At 68.8% G+C, this 17,133-nt stretch carries 12 protein-coding genes; 1 reads left to right on the forward strand and 11 read right to left on the reverse strand.

All coding sequences use genetic code 11. The annotated features are described in order from the left end of the window. Nucleotides 1-18: 18 nt before the first annotated feature. The 10 genes from D7006_RS04220 to D7006_RS04265 all read right to left on the reverse strand — a co-directional run bounded on the left by D7006_RS04220 (nt 19) and on the right by D7006_RS04265 (nt 13,672). Nucleotides 19-1,734, reverse strand: a complete 1,716-nt coding sequence (locus D7006_RS04220; RefSeq protein ID WP_229645458.1) for an APC family permease — start codon at nt 1,732-1,734, stop codon at nt 19-21. 188 nt (nt 1,735-1,922) lie between these two features. Continuing rightward, nucleotides 1,923-2,894, reverse strand: coding sequence for an electron transfer flavoprotein subunit alpha/FixB family protein (locus D7006_RS04225; protein ID WP_237355671.1), 972 nt, complete (start codon nt 2,892-2,894; stop codon nt 1,923-1,925). Next, the gene (locus tag D7006_RS04230; protein ID WP_237355672.1) at nt 2,894-3,688 is read right to left on the reverse strand and encodes an electron transfer flavoprotein subunit beta/FixA family protein; all 795 of its coding nucleotides are present in this window, start codon (nt 3,686-3,688) and stop codon (nt 2,894-2,896) included. Before D7006_RS04230 ends, D7006_RS04225 begins: the two co-directional genes overlap by 1 nt. Nucleotides 3,689-3,696: 8 nt before the next feature. Then, nucleotides 3,697-5,100 carry a hypothetical protein gene (locus D7006_RS04235; RefSeq protein ID WP_237355673.1) on the reverse strand — a complete coding sequence of 468 codons (1,404 nt, stop codon included), beginning with the start codon at nt 5,098-5,100 and terminating at the stop codon, nt 3,697-3,699. A 3-nt stretch (nt 5,101-5,103) separates the two neighbouring features. Then, the gene (locus D7006_RS04240) at nt 5,104-7,266 is read right to left on the reverse strand and encodes a heterodisulfide reductase-related iron-sulfur binding cluster (protein ID WP_237355674.1); all 2,163 of its coding nucleotides are present in this window, start codon (nt 7,264-7,266) and stop codon (nt 5,104-5,106) included. 141 nt (nt 7,267-7,407) lie between these two features. Continuing rightward, nucleotides 7,408-9,615 carry an NAD(P)-binding protein gene (locus tag D7006_RS04245; protein WP_169124422.1) on the reverse strand — a complete coding sequence of 736 codons (2,208 nt, stop codon included), beginning with the start codon at nt 9,613-9,615 and terminating at the stop codon, nt 7,408-7,410. Between the two features lie 425 nt (nt 9,616-10,040). Continuing rightward, nucleotides 10,041-11,177 carry an FIST N-terminal domain-containing protein gene (locus tag D7006_RS04250; protein WP_237355675.1) on the reverse strand — a complete coding sequence of 379 codons (1,137 nt, stop codon included), beginning with the start codon at nt 11,175-11,177 and terminating at the stop codon, nt 10,041-10,043. A gap of 203 nt (nt 11,178-11,380) precedes the next feature. Then, nucleotides 11,381-11,701 carry a hypothetical protein gene (locus D7006_RS04255; protein WP_169124424.1) on the reverse strand — a complete coding sequence of 107 codons (321 nt, stop codon included), beginning with the start codon at nt 11,699-11,701 and terminating at the stop codon, nt 11,381-11,383. Between the two features lie 61 nt (nt 11,702-11,762). Further along, nucleotides 11,763-13,145 carry a PP2C family protein-serine/threonine phosphatase gene (locus tag D7006_RS04260; protein WP_237355676.1) on the reverse strand — a complete coding sequence of 461 codons (1,383 nt, stop codon included), beginning with the start codon at nt 13,143-13,145 and terminating at the stop codon, nt 11,763-11,765. A gap of 89 nt (nt 13,146-13,234) precedes the next feature. Next, nucleotides 13,235-13,672 carry a potassium channel family protein gene (locus tag D7006_RS04265; protein ID WP_169124426.1) on the reverse strand — a complete coding sequence of 146 codons (438 nt, stop codon included), beginning with the start codon at nt 13,670-13,672 and terminating at the stop codon, nt 13,235-13,237. Nucleotides 13,673-13,927: 255 nt separating this feature from the next. Here D7006_RS04265 and typA point away from each other — a divergent pair, with 255 nt between their 5' ends. After that, nucleotides 13,928-15,757 (forward strand): translational GTPase TypA, encoded by a 1,830-nt coding sequence (gene typA, locus D7006_RS04270; RefSeq protein WP_169124427.1) that lies wholly within the window; start codon nt 13,928-13,930, stop codon nt 15,755-15,757. Nucleotides 15,758-16,029: 272 nt separating this feature from the next. On the opposite strand, the gene D7006_RS04275 is transcribed toward typA, so the two are convergent. After that, a complete protein-coding gene (locus D7006_RS04275) occupies nt 16,030-17,133 on the reverse strand; it encodes an NAD(P)/FAD-dependent oxidoreductase (RefSeq protein ID WP_237355677.1) in 1,104 nt (367 codons plus the stop codon).

Genomic DNA, 17,133 nt, shown 5'->3' on the forward strand with positions numbered 1-17,133 from the left:
TGCGATGTCCCTTCAGGATCAGAGGTGGAAGAAGAGGTTGGAGAGGATCACCACCGCGATGCCGGCGATGAGCGCGAGATAGGGCAGGATGCCGGCGCGCTTCTGCGTCTTCGTCCCGTCGCCGACCTGCAGGTCCTCGAAGGTCTCGTGCGGGAACTTGCCGCCGTCCTGCACATAGTGCCGGAAGATGAAGACCGGGATGATGAGCGCCGCCGTGATGAGCCCCGCCCACAGCGCCACCGGGTTCCACACCTTGGCGCCGGCGCCCATGAAGACCGCATTGGCGAAGGCGAACACGGTGCCGAGCACGAGGAGGAAAGTGGGGGCCTTGTAGGGCCGGGCCACGTGCCCGGAATCGATGCGGTGGATCCAGCCCGAATTGAGGTTCAGGAAGTTGAAGATGATGTATCCGACGTTGGCCACCGCCAGCACGAAGAAGAAGCTGGTGGCGTCGGCGCAGGCGACGGCGAGCAGCGCGAGGTTGAACCACAGGTCGGCCCACATGGCCCGCGTGGGCGCGCCGTGCTCGTTCACATGGTCGAGGAAGCGCGGCAGCCAGCCATCCACGGCGCCCTGGTAGAGGGTGCGCGAGGAGCCCGCCATGGCCGTCATGATGGAGAGCATCAAAGCGAGGATCATGAGCATCACGAGGGCGCTCTCGATGATCTTGCCGCCGCCCACCATGTGGGCCAGCGCCTGGGCGACGCCGGAGCCGTCCACGATGGCCGGGTCCAGCATTCCCGAAAGTCCCAGCGCGCCCTGGAAGGTGAAGGGCACGAGGATGAACAGGGCCAGGCACAGGAGGCCGGAGTAGAAGATGGCCTTGAAGGTGTCCTTCTCGGGGTTCCGGAACTCGCTGGTGTAGCAGACGGCGGTCTCGAAGCCGTAGGTGGACCAGGCGGCGATGAACAGGCCGCCGAGCACCAGCGTCCAGCCCGGAATGTTCCAGCTGCCGGGATCGGCGGCGCCGGCGGCGGCCAGCGGCACCAGCGGCGAGAAATTCCCCCAGTCCACCTTGCCGGTGAGGATCGGCACGAGGCCGACGATGACCATGGGAATGATGACCGAGAGGCCGATCCACTTCTGCACGCTGGCGGTGCCCATGATGCCCCGGTGCTGGATGGCGAACACCACCAGCATCAGCGTCGCGCCCACGAAGAAGGAGGCGTTCAGGGAGAAGGAGACGGGGCCGATGGCGTGGGAGAACAGCGTCCAGTCGCGCACCGCAGGCGTCAGCGCCGCCACCGCGGCGGCGGCCTTCTCGGCATCGGTGCCGGTGAGGGTGGTGGCATGGGCGGCGATCCACTGCGCCACCTCGGGGCCGTTCACCGCCGGGATGGGGGCGAAGGCATTGAGGATGTAGGCGGCGGCGATGGTGCAGCCGAGCGAGAGCACCGGGCTCCAGGCGAACCAGTTGCACCACACCGAGAGCGGCGCCACCAGCTTCACGTAACGCACCCAGGCGGCCGCGCCATAGATGGAGGCGCCGCCCGACTTGTTCGGGAACAGGCCGGCGATCTCGGCATAGATGAAGGACTGGATGAAGCCCATGCCGATGGAGATGGCCCAGATCAGAAACGAGAGCGTGCCGGTGGTGCCGGCGATGCCGCCGATGGAGAACAGCACCAGCGCGGGCACGCCGCTCGCCACCCAGAAGGCCCCGGTCCAGCTGATGGAGCGGTGCAGCTTCCCGTCACCCTCCGTTGTCGCGTGAATGTTGGTTATCGTCGTCACGGTGTCCTCCCTTGCCCGGTGCTTCGGGGCGACGGCGCGCGTGCCCGGCCCGGATGGTGTTTGTCGTCACCCTTGCGGCGCTTCCGATGAATTCGGAGGTCGCTCTTCTTGCCTCTGGACGCGATCGACAGGGCCTGTGGCCGGGACCGATTTGGCGCTCGGTCCCGGCCCGGATGTTCAGCTGTGCTCTAATGGATACCCTTCTGCTTCCGCAGTTCTTCGGCGATCTCCAGCATGTCGCCGACGATGCCGTAGCGGGCGATGGTGAAGATGGAGGCCTCGGGGTCCTTGTTGATCGCCACGATGTTCTCCACGTGCTTCATGCCCCACTGGTGCTGCACGGAGCCGGAGATGCCCATGGCGATGTAGAGGTTGCACTTGGCCGCCAGCTGGCCGGACTGGCCGACCTGCCGCGCCTTGGGCAGCCAGCCGTTGTCGGCGATGGGCCGCGAACAGCCAAGCGTCGCGCCGAGGCCGTCGGCCAGCTCCAGGAACTGCGCCACGTTCGCCTCGTCCCCGACCCCGCGGCCGATGGAGAGGATGAAGGGCGAGCCGGGAATGTCGATGCCGCCGGTGGCCGGCGGATCACGCCAGTCGAGGTGCTTGCTGCGGGCCGTTCCGTCGCCCGCATCGATGGCGGACACGGCCGGGCTGGCCGGCGCCGTCTCCGGCGCGAAGGAGCCGCCCCGCAGGGTGAGGAGCACGCCGGTGCGGCCGGGAAAGTCGATCTCCACGAAGACCTTCTCGTTATAGCCGGCGCGTGTCGCCACCACCTGGCCATCCTCGACCGCGACACCGAACACGTCGGTGGCGAAGCCCAGGCCCTCGCCGATGGCGACGGCGGGCGCGAGGGAGAAGCTGTCCACGCCGTGGGGCATCAGCACCAGCGCCGGCGAGCGCTGGGCGATCACGCTGCGCAAGACGGCTTCGTAGACGTGCGGCTCGTAGGTCGCCGCATCGGGACGGGCGACGGTGATGACCTCGTCCACCGCGCCGACGCTGACCGCCTTGGCGAGCGGGGCGGGATCGGCCGCGATGACGAGGACGGTGACGGGACCGCCGAGGGCGGCCTTGAGCGTGCCGGCGGCGCCGATGGCCTCCAGCGTGGCATCGCGCAGGGTGCCGCGCCGGTGCTCGGCCAGGATGAGAATTCCGGACATCAGCCGTTCACCTCCGAAATGATCTCCAGGAGACGGGCCGCCTGCTGGGACGGCGTGCCCGCGATGATTTCGCCCCGGCCCCGCTCGGGGACGAAGACGCGCCGCACCCGGCTGAGCGCGCCGGCGGCGCCGATCTCGGCGTCGGACAGGCCGACATCGTGGGGCGTCAGGCACTCGATGGGCTTGGCATTGGCCTGCTTGATGGAGCGCAGGGAGGCGTAGCGCGGCGTGTTGATACCGAGCTGGATGGTGAGCACCGCGGGCGTCTCCACGTCGAGGCACTCCACCAGACCGCCCTCGAGTTCGCGCTCCACCTGGGCGGTGGCGGCGCCGGGGGCGAAGTCGAGCTTCGAGACCACCGCCGCGCGCGTCCAGCCGAGCAGCGCCGCGACCGACATGCCGGTCTGGGCGTTGCCCTGGTCGGCGGATTGCGCGCCGCACAGCACGAGGCCGGGCTCCTCGTTCTCCGCCACCTTGGCGATGACGCGGGCGATGGCCACGCGGTCCGCCTCTTCGAGCCCCGCATCGTCCACGCGGATGGCGCGGTCGGCGCCCTTTGCGAGGGCCTTGCGCAGCACGTCATCGGCATCGTCGGGGCCGATGGTCAGCACCACTACCTCGACGGAGCCTTCGGGCGCGGCTTCCTTGATCTGGACCGCCGCTTCCAGCGCGTATTCGTCGAATTCGTTGAGGTCGAACTCGCAGAAATCCGGGTCGACGTCGCGGCCATCGTCGCGCAGCTCGAATTCGTCATCGAGCGAGGCGACGCGTTTCACCGGCACGAGTATCTTCATGGGTGTCCTCACGGCTGTGGGAAGGTTTCGAGGTGCCTGCGTGCGGCGCGCCCGGCGGCCGCTGCGTGGGTGACGGCGCGCTTGCCCACCGCGAAGCGCACCTGCGGCGCGCCGTCGTCGGCGCAGCCCCAGGCATCCGCCACCGGAAGGTTCGGGTGACGCACGGCGAAAGCGCGATTGAGGGGATAGGGATCGTCCAGCAGCAGGCGCAGGGCGGCTGCGGGCGCATCCGGATTGAGCGCCACCGCGCGGCGCACGTCCGCCTGCCCATGCCGGGCGAGGCGGCGGAGCGCGGCTTCCCGCGTCTGCGGATTGCGGGCGACGGCGGAGGCCACATCCTCCCCGTCTTCCCGTTCGAGGGCGCGTAGGGCCTCGGTCGGAAGGTCGGGGCGGCAGGCCACGGCGGCGCGCACCCATTCGTCGCCATCGCGGGCGAGGGTTGCGAGCATATCGGCCGGGCAGGCGGGATTGCGGCCGGCGGCATGGCGCACCCGCGCCTCCGCATCGCCACCCAGCCGTTGGATGAGGCCGGCGGGCAGCGCCGGATTGCGGGCGAGCCAGACGCGCACCCACACATCGCCGTCGCGGGAAAGCACCTCCGCCAGATCCTCCGGCACGGCCACATGGCGGGCCTGGGCGCGGCGCACCCGCACATCGCCGTCATCGGTCAAGGCCACGTCCTGGCCTTCCGCATGAAGGCGCAGGGCCTCCGCGCGGACGGCCGGATCGCTGTCGCCCATCAGCGCCTGACGCAGGCTCGGCGGCAGCACGGGATTGGAGGCCGCCCGGCGGCGAATGGCGGCATCGGCATCGACGCACGCATCGGCGACCTGCGTGAGCGGGCAATGGGGGTGTGCCACCGCCTCGGCCCGCACCACGGCATCGCCGCCCGCGAGCAACGTGCGCAGCAGGTCCGCGTCCGCCTGCGGGTGGCGGGCGAGGGCGGCGCGCTCCGCCGCGTCGGCGTGGTCCAGCAGGGCATGGAGGGCGAGGGCCGGCGTTCCGGCATTGCGCAGCAGCGCGGCGCGCACGGCGGCATCCGCATTCATGGCGAGGCCGATGAGGGCCACCGACGGCGTGTGGGCGTGGGCGGCCAGCGCCGCGCGGGTCGCCGCGTCGTCCATCTGCCGCGCCAGGCGCAGCAGCGTCGCGCCTGATGTGGCCGGGTTGCGCACGATGCGCTGGAGGATGGCGGGCCGGTCCTCGCCGGCGAGCAGGGCGAGGAAGGCCGGCGGCGCGAAGGGCAGCGCGGCAAACACCAGCTTCAGCCGCGCGTTCGAGAGCAGCAGCCGCGCCAGCGCCGCCTGCGCCCACTCCGCGCCCTCCGCCCCATAGGCGGGGAGTGCCAGATAGGCGTCGCCACGGGCGATGAGCGCTCCCGTCAGCGCGGCCATGTTCGCTGGTGCGCGCATCGCTCAGCCGACCTCGGCGGGTGCGGGGAGGACGGCGGGTTCTTCGGGCTCCAGCGCCTCGGCGAGCAGCTCGGTCAGCTCCAGCACCCGGAAGTTGCGCTCGTTGCCGGTGGTCTTCACCGCGTCCTCGAGCATGGTCATGCACTTCGGGCAGTTGACCACCAGAGCGTCGAGGCCATGGATCTCGGCGGCTTCCCGCGCGCGGATCTCGCCCACCTTGGTGGTGCCGGGCGGATCGGGCACCCACACCCGGCCGCCGCCACCGCCGCAGCAGAAGGAATTGTCCCGGCTCTTGCCCATCTCCACCAGCTTCACGCCGGTGGCCGCGAGCACCTCGCGCGGAGCGTCATAGCCCTTGTTGAGGCGGCCGAGGTGGCAGGGGTCGTGATAGGTGACGGTGAAGTCCAGCTTGCGGGCGGGGGTGATGCGCCCGTCCGCCATCAGCTCCTTCAGGAAGGCGCTGGCGTGGCTGACATCATAGGTGCCGCCGAGGTCGGGATACTCGTTCTTCAGCGTGTTGAAGGAGTGCGGATCGGTGGTGACGATGCGGTTGAAGCTGCAATCGCCGAGCGTCGAGATGTTGCCTTCGGCGAGCTGCTGGAACAGGCCCTCCTCACCCACGCGGCGCACGTCGTTGCCGGCCGTGGTCTCGCCCTCGTAGAGGATGCCGAAGTCGATGCCCGCGGAATGGAGGATGCGGGCGAAGGCGCGGCTGACCTTCTGGTTGCGCGGGTCGAAGCTCGCATAGTCGCCGACGAACCAGAGCACATCCACCGGCTCCTTGCGGGCGTCCTTGATCTTGAACGGCAGGTCCTTGGTCCAGTTGGGGCGCTTGCGGCGGCTCTCGTTGAAGCAGTTGCCGGTCTTGTTCACCGCCCCGAGGGTGCGCTGGAGCGCTGGGTCCATCTCGCCTTCGTCCACCAAAGTGCGGCGGAGCATGTTGATGAGCGGCACGTGCTCCACACCCACCGGGCAGATCTCCGTGCAGGCGCCGCACTGGCGGCAGGACCACAGGGTCTCCGGCCGGTATTCGCCGGTGGCGAGGCCGATGAGGGGCGTGGCGCAGCCGGCGGCGCGGGGCTTGGGCAGCACCTCGCCCAGATGGGTGTTGGCCTGCTCGCGCAGTGTCAGCACCACGTCGCGCGGGGAGAGCGGATAGCCGGCGGCCCGCGCCGGGCAGGCTTCATGACAGCGGCCGCATTTGGTGCAGGCGTCCGCCTGGACGAGATAGCGGCTCGCGACGTCGCCCAGCTCGCGATAGCCGATGCGCGCGGCATCGAGATCGCCGAGCGGCAGGTGGCGGATCGCCTCGGGATTGCGCAGCATCCAGGAAGCGGCGGCGGTGAAGATGTGCTTCGCCTTGGTGTAGGGAATGAGCGCGATGAAGGTGAGCGCCAGCACGCCGTGCAGCCACCACAGCCCCATGCGCAGCGCCCCCGCGCCGGCACTTGTGAAGCCCACCGCCTTCAGGCCGGCGGCGATGGACGCGCCCACCGGGGCCCACCAGCGCGTGTCCCACACCGCCGGATCGTTCTGGAGCCACACCATGCGGGCACCGGAGAGCAGGAAGCCGGTGATGCCGATGAGCAGCAGGGTCCACAGGAAGGCCCAGTCCTCGATGCGGTAGCGCTCGCGGGAGAAGTCCGCATCCTGCGGCGTGCGGTCGGGCCGGGCGTAATCGAGCTTCGGCGGCTTCAGCCAGCCGCGCCGCCACATCATGTAGAGGAGGCCGCAGATGAAGCCCGTGCCGGCCAGGGTCATCGTGAGCTTGAACAGCAGGTAGAAGTGGCCGTGCCAGAATTCGAGGCCGATGAGCGGGCCGAGGATGTCTTCCTGCAGGGTGATGGTGGCGGTGCCGATGAACAGCAGCGCGAAGCCGTAGAAGATGAAGGCATGGAGCCGCCCGGCCGCGGTGTCGCGCCGGCGCAGCGTGCGATGGGAGGCGATGGTCTTCGCCGTGTCGAGAAGCCTGCGGCCGATGTCGCCCCAGGCGAGGCGGTCGCCCCGGCGTCCGGCGCGATACTTGTGAATCTGGGCGTAGACGCCCCAGGCGAATGCCGCCATGCAGCCGATGGCATAGACATAGAAGATCGCGAGCATCCAGGGCGAAAAATCCTGGAACAGGATGCGCGTGACCTTGGATGGATCGATGCCGCTCGGAATCATGTGCTGCTCGCCCTCTGATCTTTTTCTTGGCTGTGCTCGTGCGAATGCCCGTGCCGGCCGAGGGATTGGACCCCGACGACGGCGGGCATGCGGGGCGCGTGATCTGCCGCGCCCCGCCCGCTCTGACCAGGACGAGGGGAACTAGCCCTGGTAGCGGATCTCGTAGGAGCCGCCCGGCTGGTAGGGCGCGCCATAGACGGCGGACTCGCGCCGGTAGGGCTTGGGCTCCTGCGGGTTCGCCTCTTCGATCTCGCGGGCAAGGCGCTGCCCGTCGAAGGTGGCGTCGGCGATAAGCTTGGGCGCCCAGGCGTCGCCGATCACGTACACGCCCTTGATGCCGCGGGCATCCCACTCGCCGGAGCGCGCCTTGAGGGCCCGGAACAGGGCATCCTCGGAGCGGCGGGCGGTGACCAGCACGAGGGTGTCATACTCGTGCCAGGCGTGGGTGGTGTTGGCGCTGCGCGGCATCTTGCCGGGGCCGGTATAGACGCGCTTATGCCCGTCGCCCCAGAGGTTGTAGAGCTCGATCCGGCCGTCTTCCACGCGGCTCGCCCAGGTGCTGGACAGCACGTTGATGTGCAGCTCGTGCAGCATGCGGTGCATGTTCGGCGCTTCAAGGGTGAAGTGCATGTAGCGGCCGAGCTCGACACCCGACGCCACCGTCACCTGATGCCCCGCCTCCGCCAGCTTCTGCGCGAGGCTCGGCGCCATGTAATAGGGGTCGGCATTGAGGATCATCACCCGCTTGCCGATGGGCTTGGTGCCGAGGATCACGTCCTCAGGCGTCAGCACATTGGCGCGCGGCGTGCCTTCCAGGCCCGGGATGGGGGCGTGGGTGAGGCAGTTGGTGCCGTCGGTGACCCAGTGGGCGCCGGTGGCGATCACCACCTTGTCGGCACCGTAGGAGAGCACGTCCTCCACCGAGAGCTTCTTGCCGCCGAGGGCGATCTGGCTGTCGCGGTTGCGCTTCACCAGCTTGTTCAGCTGCACTTCGCGATAGTCGCGGTGATAGCTCCACTCGCCGAGGCCGGGCAGGGTGGCCACCTCATTCACATAGCCGCCGACCTTATCGGCGCTATCCACGAGATGGACCACATAGCCGCGCTCCATGAGCACGCGGGCGCACTCGGAGCCGGAGGGGCCGGCGCCCACCACCAGGATGGCATCGTCCGAGCCCTTCTTGGGGAAGCGCTCGGGATGCCAGCCGCGGCGGAATTCCTCGCCGGCGGTGGCGTTCTGGGTGCAGATCATGGGCGGGCCGCCGATCTCCCAGCGGGAGATGCAGACGTTGCAGCCGATGCAGGTGCGGATGTCGTCGAGACGCCCGTCGCGGATCTTCTCCGGCAGGAAGGGGTCGGCGATGGAGGGCCGCGCGGCGCCGATCACGTCCAGCTCGCCGTTGCGGATCACCTCGACCATCTTCTCCGGATCGGTGAAGCGGCCGACGCCCAGCACGACCTTCTTCGAGGCCTGCTTCACGAACTTCTGCCAGGAAAGCTGGTGGCCCTGACGATAGAAGCGGGAGGGACCGGCATCCTCGCCCCACTCGGCAATGTCGCCCACGTTCACGTCCCACAGGTCCACGAGATCGTCGGCCAGTTCGACGAACTTGAGGCCGTCGCGCTCCACCTCGATGCCGTCCTCGCCGATCAGCGTGTCGACGGCGAAGCGGGTGGCGATGGCGCATTCGGAGCCCACGGCCGCCTTCATCTGCTCCAGGGTCTCGATCCAGAAGCGGGCGCGGTTCTCGAAGCTGCCACCGTACTTGTCGGTGCGCTTGTTGTAATACTTGGAGAGGAACTGCAGCGGCAAATAGGAGTGCGCGCCGTAGCAATAGATGATGTCGAAGCCGGCATCGCGGGCGCGGCGCGCCGCCTCCACGTAGAAGCCCTGCACGCGACGGATGTCGTCGTGGTCCATCTCGTGGCAATAGGTGAGGGATTCGAACTCGGAGGCGTACTGGCTCGGGCCGCGCGCGGTCTGGCGCGTCTCCATGCACGGGGCATGGGCGCCGCCGTACCACAGCTCGACGCCAGCGAGCGCGCCGTATTTATGGATTTCAGAGGTCATCGCGGCGAGGTTGCGGACGTCGCCCTCGTCCCAGATGCGGGCGGAGACGCGGTGCGTGTCGTCCGATTCCGGGTGGATGGAGCAGTATTCGGTGTTGAGGGCCGCCCAGCCGCCTTCGGCCTTGATGGAGCGGTGCGCGGCCTGGAAGCCGGGCTTGTCGGAACCGGCGCCGATGCAGTGCGGCACCTGGTAGAAGCGGTTCCGAAGTGTTTTCGGCCCGATCTTGATGGGCTCGAAAAGAATATCGTATTTGCTGACACCCAGCGTTTCGTGCGTCATCTCAACTCCCCGTAAATAATCCGGAAGGCAGGCGTGTGACGACCGGATCTCTTCGCCGAGAAGGACAAGCAGAAGGCTCTGCGCGCACGGGTGCGCACATCAAGACTGTCGCTTCTCGATGAAGAGCTTGCTGTCTGTTCCCGGTCGTTTTCTTATTGGGATAACTCTAACGCGCCGGGCCATGTCTCCGGCAATAGTGCCAAATGGCACTATCGTGACATGCGGCACTGCAAGAGCGATCGCGCCTGCTGTCCGGCCTCAGGCCTGACGCAAAGGAATTCTGGCGGGTGGGGGAGACGGGCGCGGAGCCTGGGCCCGTCACATGGCTGAGGGTTCGGGCCACGCCGAGAGCCGCCTGCGCCGATGCGTGCGGCGCGGCAATACTTCAGTCTCTTGCTTTGGGAGCTCTCACCTGAGCGGGAGCATCAGGTGAACACCGTGAGCACGCCGGTATAGCCATAGAGATGGTGGCGGGCGATCTCACCGCCGGCGAAGAAGCCGACGAGCGGCACCGGGCCGAGGGCCTCGCGCACCATCCTGAATTCCGCGCTGGGGGCGCCGAAATGCGGGCCGCCGCGGCCGGAGCAACTCACATAGAGCGCGCCGCGGGCGCCGCCGGCGGCATCGGCTTGCGCCTTCACCTCCGAGACGATGCGCAGGAGATCGTGGCGCGCGGCCTCCGCATTGCGCTTGCAGAAGGCGAGCTTGGTGCCGGCCTCCAGCTGCTCCGCCACCACCAGCACGCCAGCCTTGCGACCGACACCCAGAAGGTGGCGCACCTGCGTGTCGGTGCCGAAGCGGCCCGGTGCCGCGCTGGAATCCTCGCCCGGCGCAATGAGCCCGGCCAGCGTCTGGCCGAGTTCGAGGCGCAACTGGTCGTCGGGAATGTCGGCGGGCAGGCCGAGATCCTCCATCGCGCAGTCGAGGGCCCGTTCGCCATCGAGCGTGACGAGGTAATTGCCTTCGGCGCGGCCGATGGCCCGCTTGGGGCCTATGGGCTGGCAGCCCTGCGTGACGCGGGAGAGCACCGGCACCTGCGGCCCGAAGGCGACGCCCGATACCCCGCCGAGCATCACGTCGTCGGCGAACAGCAAGGGCTGGTTGCGGGCTGAGGAGAGCCCGCCGAACAGGTAGCCCGTGAGGGTCTGGCCGGCCAGCGCCTTGACCCGCTCGGGCAGGTCCGGCGTGCCGCCGTCGGCATGGACGAGGGCGGTGAAGGGCTCGAAGCCGTCCGTGCCCAGGGGCGCGAGGTCGGAGAAGACGCGGAAGCCTTCCGGCGGAATGTCGGCCAGCATGAGCGCGATGCCCGGCTCGTCGAAATATTCCACGTCGTCCGCCGCGACCCCTACCCCGATGGTGCCGACCCAGCGTACCTCCGGCAGGCCCGCTTTCAGGGCCTCCATGATGTTGCCGGCGGCGCCGGTATAGCGGTCGGAGAGGTAGCACCAGCCGAGCGTCGGCGGCGGCTTGTCCTCCAATTGGGTGCGCAGCTGGCTCCAGCAGGCGCCGAGGGCGGCCTGCCAATCGGTATTGCCCGCATGGGCGAAGGAGAACTGGCTCATGGGCGGGTTTCCGCGCGGTGCGTCCGGATACGGACAAGGATCGGGGAGAGCCCCGCCACCATAGGGCGCAAAAGCGCGAGCGGCGTCTTGCGGACGGCGCTTGGGCCAGAAACCGGACGCATCCGGCCTGCATGTCGCGACACTTTGCGGGGCAGCAAGGTCATGGGGCTGACGAAGCAATCGGCGTGCCGTGCCTGCCCCGCTCAGGCCACCGGCGAACGCATCTCGTCGCCGAGCACCGCCTGGACGTCAAAGAGGACACGGCGGAACTCCTCGTCCACCCGCCGCTCGAAGGCGAAGGCGGCGTCTGCCTCCAGCCCCGCGTCCTCATGGGAATCGTGGAAGGTCAGCTTCTGGCTGACTGCCTCCACCAGTGCCGCGCGCAGCACGTCGTCCCGCGCCATCAGCTGCAGCGCCAGCACCAGCAGCTTGCGATGGGCGGCGGCGGCGATGTCAAGCTCCAGCGGTGTCCGGGCCGTCAGGCTGTCCGGAGCCGTCGGGTGGGTGTTGTCCTCGTCGGCCATGGCCGTCCTCCGCGCGCTCGCCCCCTTCGCGCAACACGCGGGCGGGGCGGAAGTTCCGCGATCAGCGGTGGCCGAGGGTGACCGCCAGCGCCGTCATGTCGTCGAACTGGGGTGCGGTGTCGGCCCAGCGGGTCGCGGTGTCGAGCAGGCCGGTGATGAAGGCCGCGGCCGGCAGATCGGGCGCTGCCGCGAGGGCGGTAAGGGCGGCGGCTTCGAGCCGCGCCTCGCCGAACGCTTCTTCCGCGGGATTGAAAGCATCCGTCAGGCCGTCCGAGAACAGGAACAGGCGATCCCCGGGTGCAAATGCCACGGTCTCGGCGCGGGTGCGCGCGCCCTCCATCATGGCGAGGGCCGGCCCGGTCGCCATGGGGCGCTCCAGCCGTCCGTCGGCGCGCAGGATCATGCAGTCCGTGTGGCCGCAATTGCAGTAGGTGAGGGCGCCGGTGTCGAGGTCGAGGACGCCGCAGAACAGGGTGACGAACATGTCCTCGCCGTTGGTGGCGCAGAGCAGCTCGTTCACCCGCGCCACCGCGACGGCAAGGTCCGGCTCGCTCCGCAGGACCATGCGCAGCGCGGTCTGGGTGGCGCTCATGAACAGGGCGGCGGGGGTGCCCTTGCCGGCGACATCGCCCAAAGTCACCACCAGACGGCGGTCGTCGATGAGGAAGTAATCGTAGAAATCGCCGCCCACGTCCTTCGCCGGGCGCATGGCGGCGAAGATGTCCGCCCGTCCTGACAGCGCCTCCGGCGGCAGGGGCGGCGGCAGCATGGCGCGCTGGATGGCGGCGGCGTTGGCCATCTCGCGCCGTTCCGCCGCACGGCTCATGATGGCCTCGGCGAGACGGCGGAAGGAGTGGGAGAAATCCACCATCTCCGGCAGCGGATTGCGCAGGTCGTCGAGCAAGGCGAGGTCGAATTCGCGCCGCTCCAGTGCATTCAGGGCATTGGCGTAGAAGCCGAACACCTGGTTGAAGGTCTCGAAGCGGCGCCCGAACTGGCGCATCACCGCGGAGAGAAGATCGGGCCGCACCCGCCCGGCCGCCTCCAATACCTCCGCCGAAATCCGCACCGCGCGGATGGGGGTGAGGGCATCCACATGGGCGGTGCGGGCGACGCCGGTGAAGGCGGCGATCTCGCCGATCACCGCCGGCGCCCGCAATTGCGCCAGCTGGACGTGCTCATAGGGCGTGTCGATGGTGACCACCGCCGTGCCCTCGAACACCAGCAGGGCGAAGGTGCCCACATCCCCCCGGCAGAGCAGGCGCGTGCCGGCGGCGACGTCCATCCGCTCACCGCGGGCGATCAGGGCGGCCAGCTCCTCCAGCGGGAAGGCGGCGAAATAGGGATGGCGCGCCATCACCTGCGCGGCGGCGAAAGCGGGCTGTGACGAAACGTCCGGAGCCCCGGGGTCGGCTGCCGCCTGCTGCAATGCTCCTGATGCCATGGTCCGTGTGCGCCCCTCGCGATGGACCACTATAGCGCAGGCGGGACGGGACGACCTTACCTCAAACGCGGGATGGGCCGCGCCGTGGCCTATCGCAGGCGCAGATGGGCGATGGAGCGCGACAGGACGGCGAACAGCACCGCGGTGGACCAGCCGAACAGCAGCATGCCGTTGGCCGCCGTCATCGGTCCGAGGATGCGCCACGGGCGGGCCGGGATGAGGTCGCCATAGCCGAGGGTGGTGAAGTTCACGAAGGCGAAATAATAGACGTTGTCCGGCTCGGTCGCCCCCGTGACGCTGTAGAGCAGGGCCCAGACCATCACCTCCACCAGGTGGGCAATTGTCAGCAGCGTGCCCGAGGCGGCCATGACGATGACGAGGGCTTCAACCTTGCGCCTTCCGCTGAGGTGGCGCGCGGCATAGCGGACGGCCTTTATCACGACGAGCGTGGCCATGGCCTGGATGGAAATCGTGACGATGCTGACCAGAACGCCCGAAATGAAGGCCCCGTCCATCCACGTGCCCATCTCTCTCCCCGTCCGGAAGCGCGCGCCTGCGCATGAGGCCTGATGGACCGGCTTGGCCGGCGCGGCAAGAGGGTTCCGCCCCTCGTCACAGGCCATGGCGCGGCCGGTGTCCAGACCGCCCGAAGATGGCGCGGTGACAGGGTCGCGGCGGCGACGCATTGATCTTGATCGGTTTGTGTGTATTTTGCACCGCAAAATACCCCTTTCCCGGCGGGCCCGAGCCATTCGGACCCGCGTTTTCGTGCTGGACGGCCCATGAAGCTGCGTAACATCGCCATTATCGCCCACGTCGACCACGGCAAGACCACGCTGGTGGACGAGCTGCTGAAGCAGTCGGGGTCCTACCGCGAGAACCAGCGCGTGGCCGAGCGCGTGATGGATTCCAACGACCTGGAAAAAGAGCGCGGCATCACCATCCTGGCCAAGGCCACCTCGGTGGTCTGGAAGGACACGCGCATCAACATCGTCGACACCCCCGGCCACGCCGACTTCGGCGGCGAGGTGGAGCGCATCCTGAACATGGTGGATGGTGCCATCGTGCTCGTGGACGCGGCCGAAGGCCCCATGCCGCAGACCAAGTTCGTGGTCGGCAAGGCGCTGAAGATCGGCCTCAAGCCCATCGTCGCCATCAACAAGGTGGACCGCTCCGACGCCCGCCCGACCGAAGTCATCAACGAGGTGTTCGACCTGTTCGCGGCGCTCGACGCCACCGACGACCAGCTCGACTTCCCCATCCTCTACGGCTCCGGCCGCAGCGGCTGGATGGCCGACAGCCCGGAAGGCCCCATGGACCAGGGCATGGCGCCCCTGTTCGATCTGGTGCTGAAGCACGTGCCCGAGCCCACCGTGGACGACGGCCCCTTCCGCATGATCGGCACGCTGCTGGAAGCCAACCCCTTCCTCGGCCGCATGATCACCGGCCGCATCACCTCCGGTTCCATCAAGCCGAACCAGGCCATCAAGGTGCTGGCGCAGGACGGCACACTGGTGGAGCAGGGCCGCGTCTCGAAGATCCTCGCCTTCCGCGGCATCGAGCGCCAGCCCATCGAGGAAGGCGTGCAGGGCGACATCGTCGCCATCGCCGGCCTCTCCAAGGGCACGGTGGCCGACACCTTCTGCGCGCTCGAAGTGACCGAGGCCATGGCGGCCCAGCCCATCGATCCGCCCACCGTCACCATGTCGTTCATCGTGAACGATTCGCCCCTCGCCGGCACCGAGGGTGACAAGGTGACCAGCCGCGTCATCCGCGACCGCCTGTTCCGCGAGGCGGAAGGCAATGTGGCGTTGAAGATCGAGGAATCCACCGAGAAGGATTCCTTCTTCGTCTCCGGCCGCGGCGAACTTCAGCTGGCGGTGCTCATCGAGACCATGCGCCGCGAGGGCTTCGAGCTCGCCGTGTCGCGTCCCCGCGTGGTGTTCCAGAAGGACGAGGCCACCGGCCAGACCCTCGAGCCCATCGAGGAAGTGCTGATCGACGTGGACGAGGAATATTCCGGCACCGTCGTCCAGAAGATGAGCGAGCGCCGCGCCGAGATGATCGAGATGCGCCCCTCCGGCGGCAACCGCCAGCGCCTCGTCTTCTACGCGCCCACCCGCGGCCTCATCGGCTACCAGTCGGAGCTGCTCACCGACACCCGCGGCACGGCCATCATGAACCGGCTGTTCCACGAATATGCGCCCTATCGCGGCGAGATCGCCGGCCGCACCAACGGCGTGCTCATCGCCAATGCGGCGGGCGAGGCGGTGGCCTACGCCCTGTGGAACCTCGAAGATCGCGGCCCGATGATGATCGAGCCCGGCTGGAAGGTGTACCAGGGCATGCTGATCGGCGTGCACAACCGGGACAACGACCTGGAAGTGAACGTGTTGAAGGGCAAGCAGCTCACCAACATCCGCACCACCTCCAAGGACGAGGCGGTGCGCCTCACCCCGCCGATCCGCATGACGCTGGAGCGCGCGCTGGCGTGGATCCAGGACGACGAGCTGGTGGAGGTGACCCCCAAGTCCATCCGCCTGCGCAAGCGCCTGCTGGACCCCAACGATCGCAAGCGCGAGGAGCGCAAGAAGGAAAGCGAGATGGCCTGAGGGCCGTCCGCGACCCGATTTTGAAGAGGGCAGCGGTTCCGGCCGCTGCCCTTTTTGTTTGGGGAATCTCTCGCGCCCCGGACGCATGCAGCGCCAGCGGAATGCGAGCCGGGGCCCAGCGCAACGGCCCGCCGAAGGCGCTTCCGATCCCGGCGGCCTCTGGTTTTGCCCCGCTGCGCGGGAGCTCCTTGCGCTGGGCCCCGGATCAGCGCTCCGGCTGTGCCGTCGCTTGTCCGGGGAGCGGTGAGCCTGCACCGTGCGCCACAGGCGCGCTATCCCCGCGCCACCTCCACCACCCGCTCTGCGATGGCGAGGCAGCTCGTCAGCCCCGGCGATTCGATGCCGAAGAGGTTCACCAGCCCCGGAACGCCATGCACCGCTGGCCCCTGGATGACGAAATCCGGCGCGCGGCCGTCCACGCCGGGGATCTTCGGCCGGATGCCGGAATAGCCCGGCGCCAGATCCTCCTCCCGCACATCCGGCCAGTAGCGGCGGATGGAGGCCATCATGGTGGTCTTGCGGGTGGGATCGACCTCGTAGCGCCGCTCGCTCACCCATTCCACATCCGGTCCGAAGCGCCCCTGCCCGCCGAGGTCGAGGGTGAGGTGGGTGCCGAGGCCGCCCGCCTCCGGCACCGGATAGATCAGGCGGGAGAAGGGCACCTTGCGCAGGCAGGTGAAGTAATTGCCCTTGGCCATGGTCTCCTGCGGCACCAGAGGGGCGGGCATGCCGGAGATGGCGCGAGCGAGCGCCGGGGCATCAAGCCCGGCGGCGTTGATGAACAGGCGGCAGGCGAGCGTCATGGGCTCGGGTCCACCGGTGGTGAGCGCGATACTGTCCGCCCCCGCCTCGGCGGCCACCATGGGGGAGGAGAGGGCGAGCATCCCGCCGGCCGCCTCCATGTCGCCGAGCAGCGCCAGCATGAGGCCGTGGGAATCCACGATGCCGGTGGAAGGCGAATGCAGCGCCGCGTGGGCCGAGAGCGCTGGCTCCAGCGCCTGCGCTTCCGCGCCGGTCAGCATCGTCAGATCATCGACGCCGTTGGTTGCGCCGGTCCTGGCCAGCTTTTCCAGATAGGCGACTTCGTCCGGTGCCGCGGCGACGATGAGCTTGCCGATGCGCTTGTGCCCCACCCCGTGGCTTTCGCAGAAGGCATAGAGCAGTGCGCGGCCGCGCACGCACAGCTCGGCCTTCAGGCTGCCGGGCTCGTAATAGATGCCGGCATGGATCACCTCGGAATTGCGCGAGGAGGTGCCGGTGCCGATGGCATCCGCCGCCTCCACCAGCACCACTTCCCGGCCCGCCAGCGCCAATGCGCGGGCGACGGCGAGGCCGACCACTCCCGCTCCGGCGACGATGCACTCGACCTGATCCAT

The sequence above is a fragment of the Xanthobacter sp. YC-JY1 genome, assembly GCF_021730305.1.
Lineage (GTDB): Bacteria > Pseudomonadota > Alphaproteobacteria > Rhizobiales > Xanthobacteraceae > Xanthobacter > Xanthobacter flavus.